General features: G+C 62.4%; 16 protein-coding genes and 1 riboswitch. Of the genes, 11 read left to right on the forward strand and 5 right to left on the reverse strand.

The annotated features are described in order from the left end of the window. The first annotated feature begins 43 nt into the window (after positions 1-43). Positions 44-346 carry an acylphosphatase gene (locus JFX23_RS04960; protein ID WP_198775980.1) on the forward strand — a complete coding sequence of 101 codons (303 nt, stop codon included), beginning with the start codon at positions 44-46 and terminating at the stop codon, positions 344-346. Between the two features lie 133 nt (positions 347-479). Continuing rightward, a complete protein-coding gene (locus JFX23_RS04965; protein ID WP_198775981.1) occupies positions 480-1,316 on the forward strand; it encodes a glycosyltransferase family 2 protein in 837 nt (278 codons plus the stop codon). Positions 1,317-1,458: 142 nt separating this feature from the next. Here JFX23_RS04965 and JFX23_RS04970 read toward each other — a convergent pair whose 3' ends face one another. From JFX23_RS04970 to JFX23_RS04980, 3 genes are all read right to left on the reverse strand, one after another. Next, the gene (locus tag JFX23_RS04970; protein ID WP_198775982.1) at positions 1,459-4,080 is read right to left on the reverse strand and encodes an HAD-IC family P-type ATPase; all 2,622 of its coding nucleotides are present in this window, start codon (positions 4,078-4,080) and stop codon (positions 1,459-1,461) included. Between the two features lie 380 nt (positions 4,081-4,460). Next, the gene (locus JFX23_RS04975) at positions 4,461-4,706 is read right to left on the reverse strand and encodes a heavy-metal-associated domain-containing protein (RefSeq protein ID WP_005962589.1); all 246 of its coding nucleotides are present in this window, start codon (positions 4,704-4,706) and stop codon (positions 4,461-4,463) included. A gap of 470 nt (positions 4,707-5,176) precedes the next feature. Then, on the reverse strand, positions 5,177-5,461 hold the full coding sequence (locus JFX23_RS04980; RefSeq protein WP_005962586.1) for a metal-sensitive transcriptional regulator: 285 nt from the start codon (positions 5,459-5,461) through the stop codon (positions 5,177-5,179). 857 nt (positions 5,462-6,318) lie between these two features. Here JFX23_RS04980 and JFX23_RS04985 point away from each other — a divergent pair. The 3 genes from JFX23_RS04985 (at position 6,319) to JFX23_RS04995 (ending at position 10,750) form a co-directional block, all read left to right on the forward strand. Beyond that, on the forward strand, positions 6,319-7,977 hold the full coding sequence (locus tag JFX23_RS04985; RefSeq protein WP_233050594.1) for an alpha/beta hydrolase family protein: 1,659 nt from the start codon (positions 6,319-6,321) through the stop codon (positions 7,975-7,977). Further along, positions 7,974-8,768 carry a hypothetical protein gene (locus JFX23_RS04990; RefSeq protein WP_198775983.1) on the forward strand — a complete coding sequence of 265 codons (795 nt, stop codon included), beginning with the start codon at positions 7,974-7,976 and terminating at the stop codon, positions 8,766-8,768. The genes JFX23_RS04985 and JFX23_RS04990 overlap by 4 nt, the downstream gene beginning before the upstream one ends. 251 nt (positions 8,769-9,019) lie before the next feature. After that, positions 9,020-10,750: a glycoside hydrolase family 13 protein gene (locus tag JFX23_RS04995; protein WP_198775984.1), complete on the forward strand. Its 1,731-nt coding sequence runs from the start codon at positions 9,020-9,022 to the stop codon at positions 10,748-10,750. A gap of 206 nt (positions 10,751-10,956) precedes the next feature. Here the strand turns inward: JFX23_RS04995 and purB are convergent, their stop codons facing one another. Both purB and JFX23_RS05005 read right to left on the reverse strand, forming a co-directional pair. Then, the gene (gene purB, locus JFX23_RS05000) at positions 10,957-12,429 is read right to left on the reverse strand and encodes an adenylosuccinate lyase (RefSeq protein WP_198775985.1); all 1,473 of its coding nucleotides are present in this window, start codon (positions 12,427-12,429) and stop codon (positions 10,957-10,959) included. A gap of 88 nt (positions 12,430-12,517) precedes the next feature. Then, entirely contained in the window at positions 12,518-13,492 is a 975-nt protein-coding gene (locus JFX23_RS05005) for a fructosamine kinase family protein (RefSeq protein ID WP_198775986.1), read from the reverse strand. Between the two features lie 129 nt (positions 13,493-13,621). Here JFX23_RS05005 and JFX23_RS05010 point away from each other — a divergent pair, with 129 nt between their 5' ends. The 6 genes from JFX23_RS05010 to JFX23_RS05035 all read left to right on the forward strand — a co-directional run bounded on the left by JFX23_RS05010 (position 13,622) and on the right by JFX23_RS05035 (position 18,981). Then, on the forward strand, positions 13,622-13,984 hold the full coding sequence (locus tag JFX23_RS05010; protein WP_198775987.1) for a hypothetical protein: 363 nt from the start codon (positions 13,622-13,624) through the stop codon (positions 13,982-13,984). 3 nt (positions 13,985-13,987) lie between these two features. Beyond that, entirely contained in the window at positions 13,988-15,703 is a 1,716-nt protein-coding gene (locus JFX23_RS05015; protein ID WP_198775988.1) for an alpha/beta hydrolase family protein, read from the forward strand. A gap of 291 nt (positions 15,704-15,994) precedes the next feature. After that, positions 15,995-16,082: riboswitch (TPP riboswitch) on the forward strand. Next, positions 16,072-16,875, forward strand: coding sequence for a hydroxyethylthiazole kinase (gene thiM, locus JFX23_RS05020; protein WP_005962561.1), 804 nt, complete (start codon positions 16,072-16,074; stop codon positions 16,873-16,875). It overlaps the preceding riboswitch by 11 nt. After that, complete coding sequence (gene thiE, locus JFX23_RS05025; RefSeq protein ID WP_005962559.1) at positions 16,872-17,534, forward strand: thiamine phosphate synthase; 663 nt, start codon at positions 16,872-16,874, stop codon at positions 17,532-17,534. The genes thiM and thiE overlap by 4 nt, the downstream gene beginning before the upstream one ends. Next, positions 17,531-18,337 (forward strand): bifunctional hydroxymethylpyrimidine kinase/phosphomethylpyrimidine kinase, encoded by an 807-nt coding sequence (gene thiD, locus JFX23_RS05030; RefSeq protein WP_005962557.1) that lies wholly within the window; start codon positions 17,531-17,533, stop codon positions 18,335-18,337. The genes thiE and thiD overlap by 4 nt, the downstream gene beginning before the upstream one ends. Then, positions 18,334-18,981 (forward strand): TenA family protein, encoded by a 648-nt coding sequence (locus JFX23_RS05035; RefSeq protein WP_198775989.1) that lies wholly within the window; start codon positions 18,334-18,336, stop codon positions 18,979-18,981. The genes thiD and JFX23_RS05035 overlap by 4 nt, the downstream gene beginning before the upstream one ends. Positions 18,982-19,061: the final 80 nt, after the last annotated feature.

The following is a 19,061-nucleotide window of genomic DNA, read 5'->3' on the forward strand; positions in this document are numbered from 1 at the left end:
ACACCCGGTCCTTCTTCATAGTTGAGGCAAGGAGGGCGATGTCATGAGCGGGCAGCCTGCGCAGGCTCGTATTCGGACGATCAGCGCGCGCATCTATGGCAGGGTCCAGGGGGGCGGCTTCCGGTGGAATTGTCAGCACGAGGCCGAGCGCCTCTCCCTAGTGGGCGAGGTTCGCAATCGTGCGGATGGCTCGGTCTGCGTCATTGCGCAGGGCTCGGCTGATGGGGTGGCTCGCTTGATCGTGTGGCTCTACAAGGGGCCGAAGTGGGCGAGTGTGGAGGACATCCTCGTGGAGGATCTTCCCGCCGGGTCTTACATGGGGGATACTTTCAGCATTCGCGGGTGAAACGTGGCTTTGCCAGGGGCTGTCGGGCGTGCTCGGACGAGGCGGGTGAGCGGCTCGAAGGCGCATCTCAAGGTTCAGCCCCTACGCGCTTCACTCCCGACCCGCCTGTCCTTAGCGGCGCTATGATCGAATCGTGAATCTCCTGGGCAGCGCGGATCCTCATGCGCCGCAACGCGTCGCAGCGATCATTCCTGCCCATAACGTCGGCCGTGACATTGCGCCGACCATCCGAGCGTGCCGAGCCATCCCCGGTGTGGACTTGCTGATCGTCGTCGATGACGGTTCAGACGACAACACGGGTTCCTATGCGCGTGCAGCGGGCGCCGTAGTTGTCCGCCATTCTGTTGAACGAGGCCGAGCCTCCGCCATTGAGACAGGGGTGAAGGTTGCGGCGATGCGCGACCACGCCGATTGGCCGCCGCGCCTCCTCCTCATCCTTTCGGCGGATCTGGGCGAGTCCGCGGTAGAGGCGAGCGCCCTCGTTGAGGCTGTGATGACTGGAGAAGCGGATCTCGCTTGCGCCGTACCCGCGAGTACCGAACAGCACAGCGGCCGTTCCCATGCAAGGAACATGGCGCGCGCGAGGATCCGACGTTCGACCGGCTGGGAGCCGACGTGCCCCCTCTCCCTCGTGCGCTGTGCGACGCGCGAAGCGATCCAAGCGTCAATGCCCTTCATGAAGGGGTATGGGCTTGAGATTGCGATGACGATTGATGTGCTCGTCGCGGGTCTTTCCGTCGTGGAGATCCCTTGCCATTTCGAACACAGTGGCGCCGATAAGTCGCTCGGTGAATTGAAACCCTCGCTGCGCTTCGCGGATGCTGCGCTCGCTTCGGCGCGTCTCACCGTGCGTCGGGTCCGCCTTCCCGGCGCTCATCGTTTGCGCCAGACGATACCCCAGGGCATTGGGATTCCCTTCCCTCGTCCGGCTCGCGACAGGACCGCCGAGGAAGCGCAGGCCCAGGCCTGACCCTCCTCAAGACACCCGTGCTTTCAGCTCGCTGTGTGCAGGGTCTCTTAATCGGCGTTGCGAAGGCTCCTTCAGCTCGCTGTGCGCAGGCTCTCTCAGCCCGCGTTGCGTAGGTGCTTTCAGCTCACTTGCGCAGGCTCTCTTAGTCGGCGTTGCGCAGGCGCAAGGAGTTGAGGACGACGAACACCGATGAGAACGCCATAGCCGCCGAAGCGAACATCGGGTTAAGCAGGCCCGCGATCGCCAGGGGGATCATCGCGACGTTGTAGGCGAAAGCCCAAAAAAGATTGCCCTTGATAATGTGCAGGGTTCGCCGGGAGATGCGGATCGCGGTCGCCACGCTCGTCAACTCAGAATTCATGAGGGTAATGTCGGCGACCTCGATCGCGACATCGGTTCCCGACCCCATCGCGATTCCAAGCCCCTGTACGCCCGCTTGAGCGAGTGCCGCCGCATCATTCACACCATCGCCGACCATTGCGACCACATGACCCTGCTCCTGCAAGCTCGCGACGACATCGCGCTTCTCATCGGGCATGACCTGAGCGATGACTCGGTGGATGCCGACCTGTTCGGCGACCCTACGGGCTGCGGCCTCATTATCTCCGGTCAGGAGGATTGGCTCGATGTCGAGTTCTTTCAAACGTTCGATCGCTTCGGCAGAGCTCGGCTTTACCGTGTCGCTCAAAATGAGGACAGCCAGGGCCTTCGCGCCCTCAAGGGTTGCCGGGAGGACACGCTCTTGCGTTTCTCGTTCTTCTTCGCCGTTCTCGTCGCTGCTTGGGGATGCAAGGCCACGTTCGCCCGTTTCGTGACGTTCAAGGATCGTGCCGGAGTAGCCTGCCTTGTCGACGACCCTTTCAAGTTCTTCATTCGAATGCTCTGAGCTCAGGAGAATCGTCGCGGTCTCAGTCGCGAGGTTTACCTGCGCGCTCACCCCTTCGAGTTTCCCGAGCTTGCGCTCCACGCGTCGGACGCACGAGGCGCAGGTCATGCCCTGGACATTCATGGTGATCGTCGCGAGGGGCAGGGGAGTGTCTTCCTTGGGGAGCACATGCCCAGAGCCTGTGGGCTTAATGGACGAGTGAGCCCCGCCCTCGTCGATCCACTTCGCCATGATCGCGGCGACGACGGCGGAGGCTCCGCGGCGCTTGGCTTCGGCGAGGGCGCGGTGGTGCTCCTCGCTTAAGGTGACGCCCATATTCGCGAGCCAGGTTGCGCGACCCACGAGGGCGAGGGCGGGGCCTTCGGGGCGATGGATGATGGCGGAGGCACCAAGACCCGCGTGGTTAGTGAAGGCCGTGACTTGGGTGGGGGTGATGCCGCGTTCGTGCGCGCCGGCGAGGATCGCTCGGGCGATGGGATGCTCGGAAGCCGATTCGACACCGGCAGCGATGGCGAGAGCCTCCTCTTCACTGATTTCCTCGCTACCGCGTTCCTCGTCGCAGAGCACTTCAGCGGTGGTCTTCACGCCCGAAGTGCCGCAGACCTCCTCAAGGAACATGCGCCCGGTCGTGACCGTGCCCGTCTTATCGAGAAGAATCGTGTCGATCGAGCGAGTCTGCTCAAGGATCTCAGCGGACTTGATGACGATTCCAAGCTGGGACGCGCGCCCCGAGCCGACGAGCAGAGCAGTCGGGGTCGCCAGACCCAGCGCACAGGGACATGCGACGACGAGAACCGAGACGGCTGCCGTAAATGACGCCTGGAGCGGTGCGCCCCAGATGAGCCAACCCGCGAGGGTGAGGAGGAAAACCCCGATGACGAGGGGAACGAAGACACTGGAGATCGAATCGGCGAGACGCTGAACGGGCGCCTTACCCGCCTGAGCCTCAGTCACCATGCGCCCGATTCGCGCGAGCGTCGTATCCGCTCCGACTCGGGTGGCCTTCACGAGGATCGAACCCCAGGTGTTCATCGTGGCACCGGTGACGGCATCGCCTTCGGACACGTCGACTGGCGCGGACTCGCCCGTGAGGAGTGAAGTGTCGAGGGCGGTCGCACCTTCCACGATGACCCCATCAGTGGCGACCTTCTCTCCAGGTTTAACGAGGAAGAGGTCGTTGATCGCAAGATCCGCTGCTGGGAGGCGAACGAAGGAACGCGCGCCGCTCGTCGGATCAATGTCAACGCGAATCGCTTCTTTCGCGCCGAGTTCAAGAAGCGAGCGCAGGGCGTCACCAGCGCGGTAGCGGGCCCTGGCCTCCATCCAGCGGCCCGTCAAGAGGAAGACGACGATGGTGCATGCGCCCTCGAAGTAGATCTGCGCATGCGTCGCCTGGGAGGCTCGGGGCAGGAATGTCATTGACATGCGCATCCCGAGTTCGCCCGCGCCCCCGAAGAGCAGAGCCCACCAGCTCCACAGTGAGGAGGCGATGACGCCGAGGGAGACGAGGGTGTCCATTGTTGTGGAACCGTGGCGCCCAGCTGCGAAAGCTGCCTTGTGGAATGGCCACGCCCCCCAGGTCGTCACGGGAATCGAAGCCAGGGCCACGACCCACTGCCATCCGCTGAACTGCAGGGGCGGTGCCATTGACAAGACGAGGGCGAGGATCGCGAAAGGCGCGGAGATCAGGAGGCGGTGTTCCAGATTGTCGGCGCGCTCGCGGGCTCCTTCGCCCACGCCCGGTGAGGAGGTGGTCGATGAGGGGGTTGTTTCTGAGATTGCGTTTGGGGAGGAAGAAGGGGTCACTGAGGAAGCGTTCGTTGAGGGCGCGGAGGTATTGGGCGTGGAAGGGGTGGAGTCGGTGCTGGGCGTAGACACGGTGTTCCTTCTCAAAGCGCCCTGGAACTGAACGAGTGATCTCAGATCGGCCCGGGCGGGGTGGCAGTGTGGATGGGGACGTGTTTGATAAGGCCACTCGGATTGGCCCCGGCGGCGGGTGGCTTGTCAGGGTTGCTTCGCGGAGGTGGTGAACTGCTTCGAGTCCCGTCCTCGGCCCCCGGCCTTGTCCTCGGAGCCCGGCCTCGCCCTCGTCAAGGGACGCGAGGCCGAGGAGTCAGGGGCAGCTGCAAGAGCGAGCAAGACACAGGAGTGACGAGAACCTGGGCGCGGAGAATGGGAAAATGAGCGGGCCGCCAAGGTAGCAGCTGGTGCGGGCAGGCGCTCCGAGGCACAGACACGGGCGGCCCACTCAGGTCCGCTCAGAAATCGCGGGAAATGCTGACGAGCTCAAAGCCCGCTTCTGTGATCGCTTCGCGCAGGGCATCATCGTCCACACCCTTAGAGGTGAAGACGGTGACTTTCGAGGTGGCACCAGAATTGAGGATGACCTCGACGTTGGTGACGCCCCTGACTTCTTCGAGCTCCTCGGTCACGGACTTCACGCAGTGGCCGCAGGTCATGCCATTGACGGCGAGTTCGATGGAACGATCAATTTCCATGGTCATGGGATTCTCCTTAGGGGTGTGAGTGTGATCGGGGCTGGAGTCTGGGTCTGGGGCAGAGAATGGGCTGCGAGGCAGTCTTCAGTGTCGGAGGGGTCCTGCGAAGCAGTTCGCAGTGTCGGATTCGAGATTGAGGGAGAGACTTGGGCTGTCCTTGGGGTGTGGGGGCTGGTATTGGGGATGAATACGGTGCTCGGCTCCGGCCTTTGCAGGTGATCCGAGTGGAGGAAGGGGACCTCCACGGGACTCTAAAGGTAAGCCGAGTGGCGGAGACGGCTCCCAGGGATTCTGCGGGCCGAAGTTCAGGTTCCGGGCTCGCCGGGGTGTTTGTCCCAGGTGGGCGACGAGTGGAACTCGCTTACGAAGCGAAGGGCTACGAGTGGACGTTTGACGCCGACGGGCAAGAGCGGAGCACAGGGTGAGTGTTGGGATGTCGCACGTGGATGCAGCCCGACTCTCTCGTCCGGGGTGGTTCAGGATTTCACAAGTCTGGCAATGGCGTGTGTCGCCTCCTGGATCTTCTCGCGTCCGGCCTCGTCGGATTCCTTCGCGGCATTGATGACGCAGTGGTTCATATGGTCTTCAAGGAGCCCGAGCGCAACGGCGTGAAGGGCTGATTGGACGGCGGACATCTGCGTGAGGATGTCGATGCAGTATTCGCCTTCGGAGACCATGCGTTGGAGTCCTCGGACCTGTCCTTCGATCCGGCGGAGGCGAGCGAGGTAGCGGTCCGTCGAGGACGAGTAGCCGTATGTCATCAGGGCTCCTTCTCGTGGCTCCGCCATAGGGCATTCAGTTGCCCTACCCTCTGAACAATACCCCTAGGGGGTATATGCGTCAATCCTTCCGCGTGATTCGATCAGTGGAGAAATCCTGGGTTTTCGTAAGTGGAGGGGTTAACGATGTGTGGAGGGGTTATAGTCCCTCCTTTTGTCAGGATCCCCTCCACTAATGAGCAGGCCCGTGAGTGGAGGGGGTGGCAGGTGTGATCGGTGTGGGACTTGGGCCGGGGTGTCTTGGGTATTTGTGAGTGGAGGGGTTGGCGGAGTGTGGAGGGGTTGTAGTCCCTCCTTTTGTCGGGATTCCCTCCACTGATGGAGGTAGTACTGCTGGAAATGTCACTGATGGAGGTGTCCTGCCTTCGGCTGTCGTCATGGTTGCAGGTGTTGTCGTAAGGCCCTCCTCTTGTGGCCTCAGCGCCTCGCCGCATTCGCTTCTGCGCCCCGCGATTCTTAGGATTACGCTTGAAACACGAGCGAAACAAGTAGCGCCGAACGAATAAAGCAGGAGGTGGGACGAGTAACGCCGTACAAATAAACCGAGACGCGAAACGATGCGGGACGAGTAACACTGAGTGCGAGATTTCGAAGGCACAGCACGGGCCGAGTGCGCGATTCCGAACGCGCAGCACGGCCTGAGTCCAGCACGACTTCGAACACGCAACACGGCCTGAGTCCAGCACGACTTCGAACGAGCAACACTAAGACGCGAAACGTGTAACGCGAAACCAGCAACACGCGAAACGCCGATGGGTCATCACAGCACGTGAAACCCCCACAGCAGTAGCGACTGTGCAAAACAGGACAAGGACCGTGGCACAGGGGAAGGGGAACGAATGGCAACACGACGCAGAACCTCCCACGTGCGTGCACCCCGTAGACGCCCCCGCATGCGCGTCCGGCGCAGGCACCGTCGCATGTACGCGCGACGCAGAGTGCCACACTCCTACCCTCCAGCGGAGGTGCGCTTCACGCTCATCCCCCTCCTGCCCGTCCTCCTGGCAACGGGTGCCCTCGGCCTCGTTGCGGAGATTCAGAGCCTGCCAGAGAGGTGGCGTGAGGCTGCTCGTGAGAAGTCGGAGGCCCTCGGCGTCGACACCTCTGAACGATCCCAGAGGATCTTCTTCGACGAACCCGGCCTGGATACGCTTTTCGTCCGTGGCCTCGCCGGAGCCGCAGGCACCCTCAACCGTGCATTCTCGCGGGTCTTGAAAGTTGAGATCGCCCTCGACCGAGGACGTGGCGGAGAGCGGGCCCGGCGCGCCGCAGCCCTCTTGCCTCTGCTGCCGAGTCGTTCTTACGACGCCCTCATGACGGGGATGCTCACCGTGTTGACGGCAATCGGTGCGGCGCGCGGCGGTGCCGTCCACGTGACCCTGCTGCGTGATTCGGCACATCCTGAGGAGCCCCTTTCACCGCGTCCGGGCCGCCCCCAGGTTCATCTTCGACGCCCGAAGCCACCTGAATCCTTGCGCGACATGTGTGCCGACATTGACGACATGTACTGGTCAATGAGCGCCGGACACACTCTCAAGATCACTCGGGTCGGCGAGGGCGAGGCCCGACGCTGGCTTCTCTCCCTGCCTGGCACGGCCCACACGGACTTTCACTCCACGGAGAACCCGGCTGATTTCGAGTCGAATATTCGTGAGATGCTCGGCTTGGAGTCGGCGATGCGAGTCGGGGTGGTGAAGGCACTGCATCATGCGATGGCACTCGACGGCGTGAATCCTGCGGGTTATTCGAAAGAACCCGTCATGATTTGCGGTCATTCGCAAGGAGGAATGGTGGCGGTCGCCCTCGCTGCGCTGCCACCGCTAAAAGCAGGAGTCGACGTTGAGGCGATCCTCGCGACCGGTGCCCCTGCGCGGCGCATCCGCATTCGTGAAGACGTCACGATGGTGTCCGTTCAGCACGATCAGGATGTGATCCCCTCGATGGACGGCACTCCGGCGCGAGCCCCCGATCAACGTGTTCACGTGGGTCGCAGCCTCGTGCGCCCGAAGAAATCCCCCTTGTACTATGCGCATTCTTCTGCGACGTATACGGAGACGGTGCGCCACCTCGAACGGAAGGTGCGTGTGAATCCTTGGGGTCGGCTGGCGTCCTCAGTTGCAGCATTGACGGATTTCTTACCGCAGATTGACGAAGAGACCCGCGTCTTCTTCTACGAGGTCTGGCAAGAACTCCTCGAACCGACGAGGACGGACACGGAAGATGCGTTCGTTGCGCTTGATCGTGCGGAGGACTTCGAGCCGGTGGATTACCACATGGACTGGTCTCCGACCCCTTTGATTGCTCTTCCCGAGTTTTCAATATCGGCGTTCGCCCTGTATTCGAGGCTTGTATCTGATTATGTGAAGAAAGTGGCGGACACTCCCAAGAGAATCCTGAAATCGATGAGAATCCCGAAAACGATCAGAATCGGCGGGCACAGGGCAGTGCCCGGGTTTGAGCGCTCGCAGGAAGCACCCCGGAAGGACATTCGATCATGACTCATTCGACGCCGGGTTCGTCCTGGCAGGAGATCCTCCGCTGGACGCAGATGTCCACGCCGATTAACAAGGGGACCTTCTCTTCGGCGACGCGGAAGATCCCGCAGATCGCAAGTCCTTTGGTCATCGGCGCACTCGGCGTGGGGGCTCTTGGCGTGGGAATCGCCATGCAGGCGATGCGTCCTTCGAAGAGGAGTGGGCGTTCATCGCGTTTTCGCGCTCTCCTCCTTTCCAGCGTTGATGAGGCGCTTCGTGCACGTCTCGAAGAGCTCGAGCCTTCAATACCACTTGAGGTGTCTGTCGAGGTCGGGGAGGGTTTCGGAAAGCCGGCTCTCGTGGCATTCGATATTTTTTTGCCGAAGGGCGGGGGTGTTAGCCCTGCGATCTTGTCCGAGTTGCTGGACGTGGGGACGAAGGCCGTGTGGGATAATCCGGAGCTCGCGCCTGTCGCGATTCGCGGACGCATCATCACGTCCTTCGACGCTCCCGCTCGTGAGGACGCCGGGGGGTTGTGTGCTGGGCGAGCATGCAGTGACGAGGCCGGGGCGGAGCCGGAGCTGCCAGATTCGGAAGGTGCGGCCGAGGAGGAGCCGGATCTAGCAGATTCCGCAAGCGCAGCCGGGCCGACGTCGGCGGGCTCGGAAGAAGAGGTGACGAGGGAGGGAGGAAAGGCCGGTGTCCTCGTCCTCGCGGATATGACGGTCCTTGGCTTCCTCGACGAGACTGCCAGGCCGGAGGACCTCTTCGCTCGTTACGGTTCTCCGGCATCGGACCCGAGGTGGAGACCTTGAACTTCCCGGGCATCCGCATTTTTTCGCTTTCACCTTGAGGGTGGCGCCTTTCTTCAAAGCAGGGGCGACGAGGTTGTCCTCAGAACACGAGCGGCACAATTGTTCTCAGCCCGAGAGCCTGCTTCCTCAGCCTGAGAGCCTGTTTTCTCAACCTAAGAAGGTGCTTTCTCACTTCGGGAATGACATTTCTGCACTCCGGAGAAGGGGAGCACTCCACAAAACTCTCACTTCAGCAATCACCAAGGAAAAGAATGAACGACGAGACTTCGCAAAGCTTGGACTCGACTGCCGCTCAGGCCCCCTCGCCCACTCCGGGAACTCCGCTCGGCCTCAGCCCCTCTTCAAGATGGTGGCGCAACGCCGTCGCCTACCAGGTCTACATCCGCTCCTTCAGGGACTCCGATGGGGATGGGATCGGAGACATTGAGGGCTTGCGCCACTGCCTTCCCGAACTCGCTGATCTTGGCGTGAAGATCATCTGGATCAACCCCTGCTACCCCTCGCCGCAGCGCGATCACGGATACGACATCGCTGACTATCGTGCGATCAATCCCGAATATGGCAGCCTTGAGGGTTTCGAGCTCATGCTCGCCGAAGCTCACGCCCTCGGTATCCGAGTCATCATGGATATCGTCCCGAATCATGCATCCGTTGAGCATGCATGGTTCCACGAGGCGATCGCCTCCGAAGCGGGAAGTCCCGAAAGGGCCCGCTTCATCTTCACCGAGGGCGAGGACGGGGGCGAAACCCCTCCGAACACCTGGACTTCCGTATTCGGAGGGGGCGCGTGGCATCGCGTCGAGGACGGGCGGGAGAACCCGCAGTGGTACCTGCATCTTTTCGACTGGAGCCAGCCGGACTTCAACTGGCGAAACCCACAGGTGCGTGAGGAGTTCCTCGAGATCCTCAGGTTCTGGTTCGAACGCGGGGTTGACGGTTTCCGCATCGACGTCGCACACGGACTGGTGAAACCGGCCAGGATTCCGCGTGGCGAGGGAGTCGGAGCTGAGGGACTGTGGGGCCGCCCAGAAGTCCATGAGATCTACGAGGAGTGGCGCGCCCTTGCTGACTCCTACGAGGAGAAGAAGTACTTCATTGGTGAAGTGTGGGTGGATTCGGCTGAGAAGCTTGCCCGTTTCACCGAGCCGGGCCGATTGCACCAGTCCTTCGCTTTCGAGCTGCTCGTTCAACCCTGGTTCGCCTACCGTTTGCGTCGTTCAATTGAACGCGCTTTCGCTGTGGCGGGCGCCGAGGAGGGCCCTGCCTGGGCTTTGTCGAATCATGATGTGCATCGTGTGGTGACGCGCCTGGGGCAAGAGCAGGTTGATCGGGATCCGGATCCGAGGGACATGCTGGCTGATGCTCGTAGGCGTTGGCCGGTCGACGTGGAGTTGGGGGTGCGCCGTGCGAAGGCGGAGGCGGGGCTTCTTTTCGCCCTGCCGGGAACGGTCTACGTGTATCAGGGTGAGGAGCTCGGCTTGCCGGAGGTCCTTGATCTGCCGGATGAGCTTCGTCAGGACCCGATTTTCACGCGTACGGGTGGCGCCGAGTTCGGTCGTGACGGATGCCGTGTCCCGATCCCGTGGAGTGCGTCGGGTTCTTCGATGGGTTTTGGGCCCGAGGGAGGGGCGAAGCCGTGGCTCCCTCAGCCCGACTCCTTCCGAGGTTGTGCGCGCGACCTTGAGAAGGCCGATCCGAACTCGATGCTCTCCTTGTACAAGAGGCTCAGCCGTTTGCGTCCCGAGCTTTTGGGTGGGGCGAGCCGAGTGGAGTGGATTGATGCGGTCCCTAGAGAGGTCGTGGCGTTTCGCGCTGGTTCTTTGGTGTGCGCGACGAATACTGCTGACGAGGAGCGAGAGACTCCTCTTATCGAGGGCGCGAGCTTCTTGCTCAACACCGCCGATCTTGTGGATGCTTCGGGGTGCGGAGCAAAGGGCTCGGTCCTTCCGGCGAATTCAACGAGTTGGTGGCGCTTGGGTTGATCGTCCCAGTGCGACGCCCTGAGGCGGGTCCCGGGGTCCATCGTCCTCAGAGCTTCCCCTTGAGAACCCCCGCTGTCTCAGCTTCCTCGGTCTTGGGCCCACCTTCGAGCCCCATAGCGCAGGCCCTAGCTTCGGACCCCACCCGGAAGGCCCACCCCCCGAGGAACCTCACCCCGAGAAGCCATTGCTTTCAAGGCCCCTCGTTCTCAGCGTTCGCGAGGAAGCACCCAGCGTGCGATCTGGGGGGCCGCGCCGATGTAGCTCGCAGGAGTCAAAGCGAGCAGACGCTCCTCAACCTCGGCGGGAAGCCCCAGAGTAGAGATGAAATCACGCATCGCGGCAGCATCGACCTCGTGGCCGCGGGTCAGCTCCTTGAGACGCTCATAGGGGTTCGCCATCCCCGTGTGGCCCGCGATCGCGGCAGCGCGCATCGCTTGCTGCACCGCTTCACCGAGGACCGCCCAATTCGCGTCCAGATCCGCAGCCATGCGTTCCGCGTCGAGGTCGATGCCATCAAGGCCACGGACCAGGTTGGAGTAGGCGAGGATCGAATGCCCCAGGGCGATGCCGATATTGCGCTGCGTCGTCGAATCCGTGAGGTCTCGCTGCAGGCGCGAGGTGACGAGTGTCGAAGCGAGGGAATCGAGGAGCGCTCCGGACACTTCGAGGTTCGCTTCGGCGTTCTCGAAGCGGATCGGATTGACCTTATGGGGCATTGTGGAGGAGCCGGTCGAGCCTTGGGCTGCGAGGTTCTGATGGAAGTAGCCCATCGAAATGTAGGTCCAGCAATCGGTCGCGAGATTATGTGCAATGCGTCCGGCGCGGGCGACATCGGAATAGAGTTCCGCCTGCCAGTCGTGGGATTCGATCTGAGTGGTGATCGGATTCCAACTCAGACCCAGGCCCTCGACGAACTCGCGCGCGATCTTCGGCCAATCGGCGCCGGGAACGGACACGATATGCGCAGCCCAGGTGCCGGTCGCCCCGTTGATTTTGCCGAGGTATTCGCACGCTTCGACTCGGCGGATCTGTCGGGCGAAACGATGCGCGAAGACTGCCATCTCCTTGCCCATGGTGACGGGAGTGGCGGGTTGGCCGTGAGTGTGTGCGAGCATGGGGACATCGGCGCCAACCTCGCTCAGGCGGTGGAGGCGATCGAGGAGGGCGCACGCCGAAGGCAGCCACACCTGTTCGATCGCGGCTTTCACGGTGAGTGCATAGGCGAGGTTGTTGATGTCTTCGGAGGTGCAGAAGATGTGGACGACCTCGCGTAGACCCGGGAGGCAGGTGTTGGGGCCGAGGACGTGGGCGGCTTTGTCGAGGTGTTCGGCGATGAGGTATTCGACGGCCTTCACATCATGGCGGGTGGTGGCTTCGAAGTGTGCGAGGCGCCGGATCTCGGCCTCGGAGAAAGAACGAGGCAGGGCGCGCAGGTATTCGCGTTCGGCGTTGCTCAGGCTCGGGGCTCCGGGCAGGACCTCCTTGTCGAGGAGGTGGAGGAGCCATTCGATCTCGACGTGGACTCGCGCGCGGTTGAGACCGGCTTCAGAGAGGTGATTCGCGAGGGGTTCGACTGCGGTGCGGTAGCGACCGTCGAGAGGGGAGAGTGGCTCTCCGGAAGCTGCGAGGTCGGAGTAGCCGTGGGAGGGGGAGAACAGAGTGGACCAATCAGCGCTCATGTCCCCATCATCCCAGACGCAGCAGGAGGGAGGGCGCGCCGCTCGTGCAGGAGGGGGCGCGCATTCGTGCGTTACGCGCATCCGTGGGTTATACGAAGCGTCGAAGGATGCTCATGACCTCCGGCACATAGGCGGCGCCGAATAGGTGGACGTGGATGGTGAGGATGTGGAGTTGGTGAAGGCCGACGCGATCACGCCAACCATCAGCCAGGGCAGAGGCCTCGTCATAGGCGGCAAGGACTCTTTCGAGCATGGGGAAGCCGAAGACGGCGAGGGCGGCGAGGTCCTCCTCGGCGTGTCCGCCCTGAGCGGCCGGGTCGATGAGGACCGCACCGGAGGGGGTCCATATGACGTTGCCGTTCCACAAGTCGCCGTGCGTGCGTGCGGCCATGTGCCCGCAGGCGTGCTGGGCTCTGTAGGGGGCCGGAGTCGGCAAAGTCGGCTCTGCGTCCCGGCTCTTGTCCTCAGGGAGGGTGTGCTGCTTCTCCCCTGCGAGGGTGCCTTTCTTTTCTCCGACTAGAGGGTCTTGCTTCTCCCCGGTCTTGTCCCTGGTCGGAGCGACTTCCTTCTCCCCAGTTCCATCCTTGGTGAGCGCGCCCTCGTGAAGGAGCTTCGGCTGTTCATGGTCGAACTCTCCGCTTGCGAGACGATCACACAGCATGCCCAGCGCTGTGCGCTGATCGGGGGTGAAGCCCGGTGAATCAATGTAGGGAAGGATCCGGTACTGGGCGTAGAACTCTCCCCAAGAGGCGGGTGCGCCCTCGTGGAGGAGAGGGAGCCGGGCTTCGCCCATCCACCCATCGCCCAGGTGTCCGGGCGGGGGAGCGCCAAAATGCGGGGCACCTGCCGCGTGAGTGTGGGCGAGAGCTCGACCGAACTCTTCTGCCGCCGATGCGGTGGGGGAGACCCTGTGGAGGCGGGGCTCTGTGAGCCAGGTGCTTCCACTGTCGAGGACGGGCACGACCCGCGCGGCCTTAGGAGACGTGTCGGCGAGCCACATGAGTCCCGTGACCTCGTGGGAAATCCGTGAGGGCCTCGGATCCTTCTTCGTGAAGATCTGCATTCTTCCTCCCTCCGCGCCTTCATCCACAGGCATCGACTCGGCGCACGCTGGTCCACATCCTCCCATTGTCGAGCCTGATTGAAGAGGGCGAGTGGCTTAGCGTCACCTCAAAAGGGGAAGGAGAAAAGGATGAGCGCAGGGGCGCTGATCGCGGCGCAAGACGCGCGGGACAACCTGCGGATTGTCGCTGCAGAACTTGAAGGCGCTGTGTGCAGGCTCGGGCTTGAACGTTTCGACGGGTGGGAGGGAAACGCCGCACAAGGCGCACGCTCACGGCTCGTCGAGCTTTGCTCCATGCTGGAAAGCGCCAGAAGTCAGGCGGAATTCGCATTGAACGAGGCTGAGGCGCGGGTCCAATTCGTGGAGGATTCTCTCGCCGCTGCGGCCCTTGCGGGCGCAAGCTCTTCTGAGGTTGCATTCTTCGGCTCAGGGGTTGCCTCCTTAGCGGATTCGGATGCCGAACTTTTCGGCGCGAGTGTGATGGGACGCTAAGAGATGGAGGCTTTTGGCCGATTCCTTGTGACGAACGGTGAGACCCAGGTCGATACGGAGGCTCTTTTCGCTGCTGCGGCTCGTCTTGAGGCTCTTGCCTGTGATCTTGAAGAGCTCGAATACCGTGCGCGCCGTGCTGGCGAGGATACCCTGGCCGCTTCGAGCGGGGACTTTGCTGGCGCCTGGCAGGCAAGGGTCGCCGCCGAGTCCGCCGAACAGGGAATCCTGACTGCCAGAGCCCGTTTGATTGAGCTCGTTGATTCTGTGAGGTTTGCGGCGAACCTGTATTGCGAAGCAGAGTCGCGAGCCCTGAGTCTGAGCGAGCCCCTCACTGACGGTGAATTGGCGCTACGGGGCATTGCGGGAATATCCATGCTCTTTCCAGGCCCTGCGGGCGCAAGCGGGGTGTTGCTGAGTCTGCTCCTAAGCTCAAAAGGCCCCCATTCTTCGGGTATCGCCTCGCCTCCTCACAGGGCGGCCAGTAGTTACTTCGACTGGCTGGCACGCCTCGTTGCGACGGGGAGCAACGCGAGAATCATGGCGGAGATCATGGAATTCACTTCCGGCGCAGGCGATGGTTTCGCTGGAGTGCGCCTGCAGCGCGACCTCGCTACGATCAGCAGGGCGCTCATGGATACTCCCTTCTGCGAGGAGGATGCGGGCGGACGTCGAGGAACGAAAGAGGCTGCGGCACGGGTATCGTGGCTCTCCTCCTTCTTGGGCGCTTCCGTTTTCGGCGCACCAAAGGGTGTTGAAGTGCGCAGCGGTCAGGGCCTTCCACCCGGCCGGGATCATGTCTTAGTGAATCCCGGAGAAGGTGTGAGCAGGGGGTTTGCCAAGACAGGGGAGACCAATCTGAGGGTCATTGACCTGCTCTCAAGCGCAAGCCTTGTTCCGGGAGGCACGAGAAGCCTCACCAGATTCGTGGGGCATCGACTCCCCCTTCCCGGGACAGGGCTTCCGACTCCCACTCCTGCATCCTCGGTCCCCACACCAAAGGAACCGACGGCGCTTCTCGATCACCTGGCGAGCCTTGATGGTTCTGGCGATTCCGGCCAGTTCATGATCTTGCGCCATGAGACACCACTGGGGGATGGGACGAGCAGTAGATCGTGGAGCGTCGTTGTACGCGGCACACAGAAATGGGGAGTTGGAGCTTCGAACCCGCAGGACATGCTCACGAACTTCCAGGGAGTCGGCGGCCTCGACACGGACCAAAAGCGCGCGGTTCTGGCGGCAATGGAGATGGCGGGAATTGACAAGGGTGAGCCGGTCGAGTTCGTCGGTCATTCTCAAGGGGGCATTGTTGCTGCGGACCTCGCCACCGACCAGACGCTCTGTCAGGACTATTCGGTCGTTTCCGCCCTGACTGCGGGCTCGCCAATCGCCGGGTCCGTCCCCGAAGGAGGTGTGCGTGTCCTTGCTCTTGAGAACACGAGGGACATTGTTCCCGGGCTGGATGGTGCGAATAATGCCCCAGGAGTCGTTACCGTCCACTTCGACGGGGAACCCTATATCCCCGAGGGGAAGGAGGGCGGGAAGGTCGTCGCCCACGACATCGGGCTGTACCGCAACGCACTCGCTGATCTTCAGGCACATGAGGGAGAAGAGCTCGCGGAGGTGAGGGCTTGGGAGGAGGCGCGAAGCTCTCGGATGGGGTTTTCTTCGAGGACGAGGACGACGGCCTTCGTTTTCGACACTCAAAGGGTCGGCTACTGAAGAGGTCTCGTGACACCTCGCTGAAAAAGCCTCGCGACACCTCGCGCTTGAAAACGCAGACTGAGCCTGGGATGGAGATGGGCAAGAAACTGCGCAAGAGGGTGCGGAAAAGGAAACGCAGACCAAACTACGCAAGGGGTGTTAAAGAGGAGTCGCGCAGCAGGGTGCTGAAAAGAAGTCTGTGAAGAAAGAGTGCGAGAGCGTGCTGGCAACAGGTCCCAGAACAGCTCGCGCAAGCGCGCTCAAGGGCTTAGCGCGCAGGTCAAACACCCTGTGGAGTGCTAACGTGTGCTGCGTGACACGGGGTGCCACTGGCTGAGAACACACCCGTTGAACCTGTCCAGATAATTCTGACGAAGGGATGTCGCATGATTACGCACGCGACCGCATCAACCGCACTCAACGCCGTTCGCGAGACCACTCCTCTGGTTTCTTGCATTACGAACTCGGTCGTCACGAACTTCACCGCGAATGCTCTGCTCGCAGTGGGCGCCGCACCGGCGATGGTTGACATTGTCGGCGAGGCCGGGCCTTTCGCTTCGATCGCCTCCGCCCTGCTCATCAACTTAGGAACCCCGACTCCTGAACAGCGTGAGGCAGCCAGACAGGCCGCGCGAGCCGCTCATGATGCGGGCGTCCCCTGGGTCCTTGACCCTGTGGCCGTGGGCGCACTCGTGCATCGCACCGCCCTCGCTCATGAGCTCCTCGACTTCAAGCCCACTGTGATCCGGGGTAACGCCTCGGAGATCATCGCCTTGGCTGGCACTGGCATCGGGGGTCGCGGCGTGGATGCCGCTGACGAGGTTGATGCCGCACTCGACGCGGCCCGGGCCCTCGCGCAAAAGGCCGAGTGCGTGGTCGCGATCTCTGGGGCCGTTGATGCGATCGTGTCCGTCTCTGAGATCCTCCGCGTCGGAGGTGGAGCCGAGATGCTGACGCGAGTGACCGGTGGTGGCTGCGCCCTCGGCGCTGTGAGCGCCGCTTTCGTGAGCGCGGGCCGCACCAAGGGCCTGGGGGATCTGGAATCTGTTGCCGCATGCCATATCGCCTACTCGGCTGCGGCTGAGCGCGCCGAGTCTCAGGCTGCAGGGCCGGGCACTTTCGCTCCGCTCTTCCTCGACGCCCTGTATTCGCTGGAAGGCGCCGAGCTGAAAAGGATCCCCCTGTCATGAGGACCGCCCCTGATCTTCGCGTCTACTTCGTAACTGACGCGGGCCTGTGCGAAAGCGCGGGCCGCACGGTCCGTGAAACCGTTATCGCCGCAGTTGAGGGCGGCGCAACCTGCGTGCAGTTGCGCGCTAAAGACTCCGATGGGAGGCCCTTCCTTGAGGAAGTCCTCGAGGTCGCGAAAGCCGTCGGCGAGAAAGTCCCCGTGATCGTGAACGACCGCGTCGACGTGTTCCTCGCGGCCCGCGCCCTCGGAGCGCAAGTTGCTGGCGTGCACGTCGGTCAATCCGATCTGCCCGCCTCCCTCGTGCGCACTCTCATCGGCGAGGACGCCTACCTTGGTTTGTCGATCGGCACTCAAGAGGAAGCACAGGCCGCCCGAGAGGAAGGGGCGGCCGACCACGTCGGCCTTTCAGTTCTGCGCACCACCGCGACAAAGACCGACACTCCTGATGTTCTCGGCTTCGAAGGCTGTGAACGCTTGAAGAGGATTGTCGGCATCCCGGCCGTCGCGATTGGTGGGGTCGGAGTCGATGACATGGCGCAGCTCGCGCGAATCGGCATTGACGGAGGGGCCATCGTGTCCGCGATCTGTTGCGCCCCTGACCCGGCTGCCACCGCAGCTCAACTACTTGCCCAGTGGAATGAAGGAGCACAGGAATGACTAGGACCGTCACAGCTTTGACGATCGCAGGATCTGACCCTTCGGGAGGCGCGGGCATTCAAGCGGACCTTAAGGCGATGAGCGCCAATGGCGCCTACGCGATGAGTGTCATTACCGCACTCACCGCCCAGTCGACTCGTGGTGTCACGGGAGTGCATGCCGTGCCCCTGGATTTCGTTCGACTCCAACTCGACACCGTCCTTGCTGATATTCGCCCCGGTGCGACGAAGATCGGGATGCTCGCAACCGCCGAGCTTGCCGCCCTCGTCGCTGAGTATCTTCCGACCCTGGAGAACACGGTCCTCGACCCGGTGATGGTCGCGACCTCGGGCGATCCGCTCCTCGAGCCGGATGCGCGGGCCGAGGTTCGTAGGCTCTGCACTCTTGTCGAGCTCATCACGCCGAACCTTTCCGAAGCGGCGGTCCTCCTCGAATGTGAACGCGCGAGGAACGTTGAGGAGATGATCGAGCAGGCGAAGGCTTTGCGCGAGCTTGGAGTCAAGCGCGCCCTCGTCAAGGGCGGGCACCTGGATGAAGATGCGAGTGATGTCTTCATCGACGAGGACGGGCCCCTCGTTTTGACGGGCCGCAGGATTGCCACGCAGAACACTCATGGGACCGGCTGCACCCTCTCTTCGGCGATTGCGGCTCTGCGTCCTCGTCGTCACACATGGGTCGATGCCGTGAAGGACGCGAAGGCTTACCTCACGGAGGCGATTGCTCACGCCGATTCTCTTGGCGTTGGGCACGGGCACGGCCCCATTCACCATTTCCACGCGATCTGGCCCAAGGAGGAGCGATGAGTTTCACCGATGAACTGTGGCAGGGGATTGTCCCGATCCGTCAGGCGATTGAGGATCTTGATTTCCTCAGGGGCTTGGGTGAGGGGACTCTTTCACGCGAGCGCTTCGACTACTACATGCGTCAGGATGCGGGATACCTCGGGACTTATGCTCGGGCTCTTGCGGGGCTTGCCTCGATGGCGAGCGACCCGGATGACCTGGTGTTCTGGGCGGGCTGTGCGAGGGATTCGATCCTTGTTGAGCGTTCCTTGCACGCTTCCCATGTGGAGGTTGACGGCCCCTTGGAGGTGTCGCCGACCTCGAGGGCGTATCAGAGTTTCCTCTTGGCCTGCCTCGCCTCGGGTGAGTATGCGGTCGCTGCGAGTGCGGTTCTGCCGTGTTTTTGGATCTACCAGAGTGTTGGGGATTCTCTGCTCGAAAAAGCCGGTGAGCTGGAGAATCACGCTTATGGGGATTGGATCGGCATGTACGCTGATCCGGCTTTCGCCGAGCAGACTATGATTGTTCGTTCGATTGTGGATCGTCTGGCCGAGCAGGTGTCAGAGGAGGCGCGTGGGCGTATGCGTGAGGCCTTCGAGACGGCCTGTCGTTATGAGTGGATGTTTTGGGATGCGGCCTGGCGCATGGAGGCCTGGCCGATCTGAGCTGGGAGCGCTCAAGCTGCGTAGCAGCCGGGATGGGAGAAGCTTGGGTGAGCCGGGGTGTCCGGGGGATCTGGGGGAGC

This window comes from Schaalia cardiffensis, from assembly GCF_016405145.1.
In the GTDB taxonomy this organism is placed as follows: Bacteria; Actinomycetota; Actinomycetes; order Actinomycetales; family Actinomycetaceae; genus Pauljensenia; species Pauljensenia cardiffensis.

Excerpts from the sequence above, each read along its gene's own strand:
- JFX23_RS04960 (WP_198775980.1), top strand. The coding sequence starts at position 44 with ATGAGCGGGCAGCCTGCGCAGGCTCGTATTCGGACGATCAGCGCGCGC.
- JFX23_RS04975 (WP_005962589.1), bottom strand. The coding sequence starts at position 4,706 with ATGACCATGGAAATTGATCGTTCCATCGAACTCGCCGTCAATGGCATG.
- JFX23_RS04980 (WP_005962586.1), bottom strand. The coding sequence starts at position 5,461 with ATGACATACGGCTACTCGTCCTCGACGGACCGCTACCTCGCTCGCCTC.
- JFX23_RS04985 (WP_233050594.1), top strand. The coding sequence starts at position 6,319 with ATGGCAACACGACGCAGAACCTCCCACGTGCGTGCACCCCGTAGACGC.
- JFX23_RS04990 (WP_198775983.1), top strand. The coding sequence starts at position 7,974 with ATGACTCATTCGACGCCGGGTTCGTCCTGGCAGGAGATCCTCCGCTGG.
- JFX23_RS04995 (WP_198775984.1), top strand. The coding sequence starts at position 9,020 with ATGAACGACGAGACTTCGCAAAGCTTGGACTCGACTGCCGCTCAGGCC.
- purB (WP_198775985.1), bottom strand. The coding sequence starts at position 12,429 with ATGAGCGCTGATTGGTCCACTCTGTTCTCCCCCTCCCACGGCTACTCC.
- JFX23_RS05005 (WP_198775986.1), bottom strand. The coding sequence starts at position 13,492 with ATGCAGATCTTCACGAAGAAGGATCCGAGGCCCTCACGGATTTCCCAC.
- JFX23_RS05010 (WP_198775987.1), top strand. The coding sequence starts at position 13,622 with ATGAGCGCAGGGGCGCTGATCGCGGCGCAAGACGCGCGGGACAACCTG.
- JFX23_RS05015 (WP_198775988.1), top strand. The coding sequence starts at position 13,988 with ATGGAGGCTTTTGGCCGATTCCTTGTGACGAACGGTGAGACCCAGGTC.
- thiM (WP_005962561.1), top strand. The coding sequence starts at position 16,072 with ATGATTACGCACGCGACCGCATCAACCGCACTCAACGCCGTTCGCGAG.
- thiE (WP_005962559.1), top strand. The coding sequence starts at position 16,872 with ATGAGGACCGCCCCTGATCTTCGCGTCTACTTCGTAACTGACGCGGGC.
- thiD (WP_005962557.1), top strand. The coding sequence starts at position 17,531 with ATGACTAGGACCGTCACAGCTTTGACGATCGCAGGATCTGACCCTTCG.
- JFX23_RS05035 (WP_198775989.1), top strand. The coding sequence starts at position 18,334 with ATGAGTTTCACCGATGAACTGTGGCAGGGGATTGTCCCGATCCGTCAG.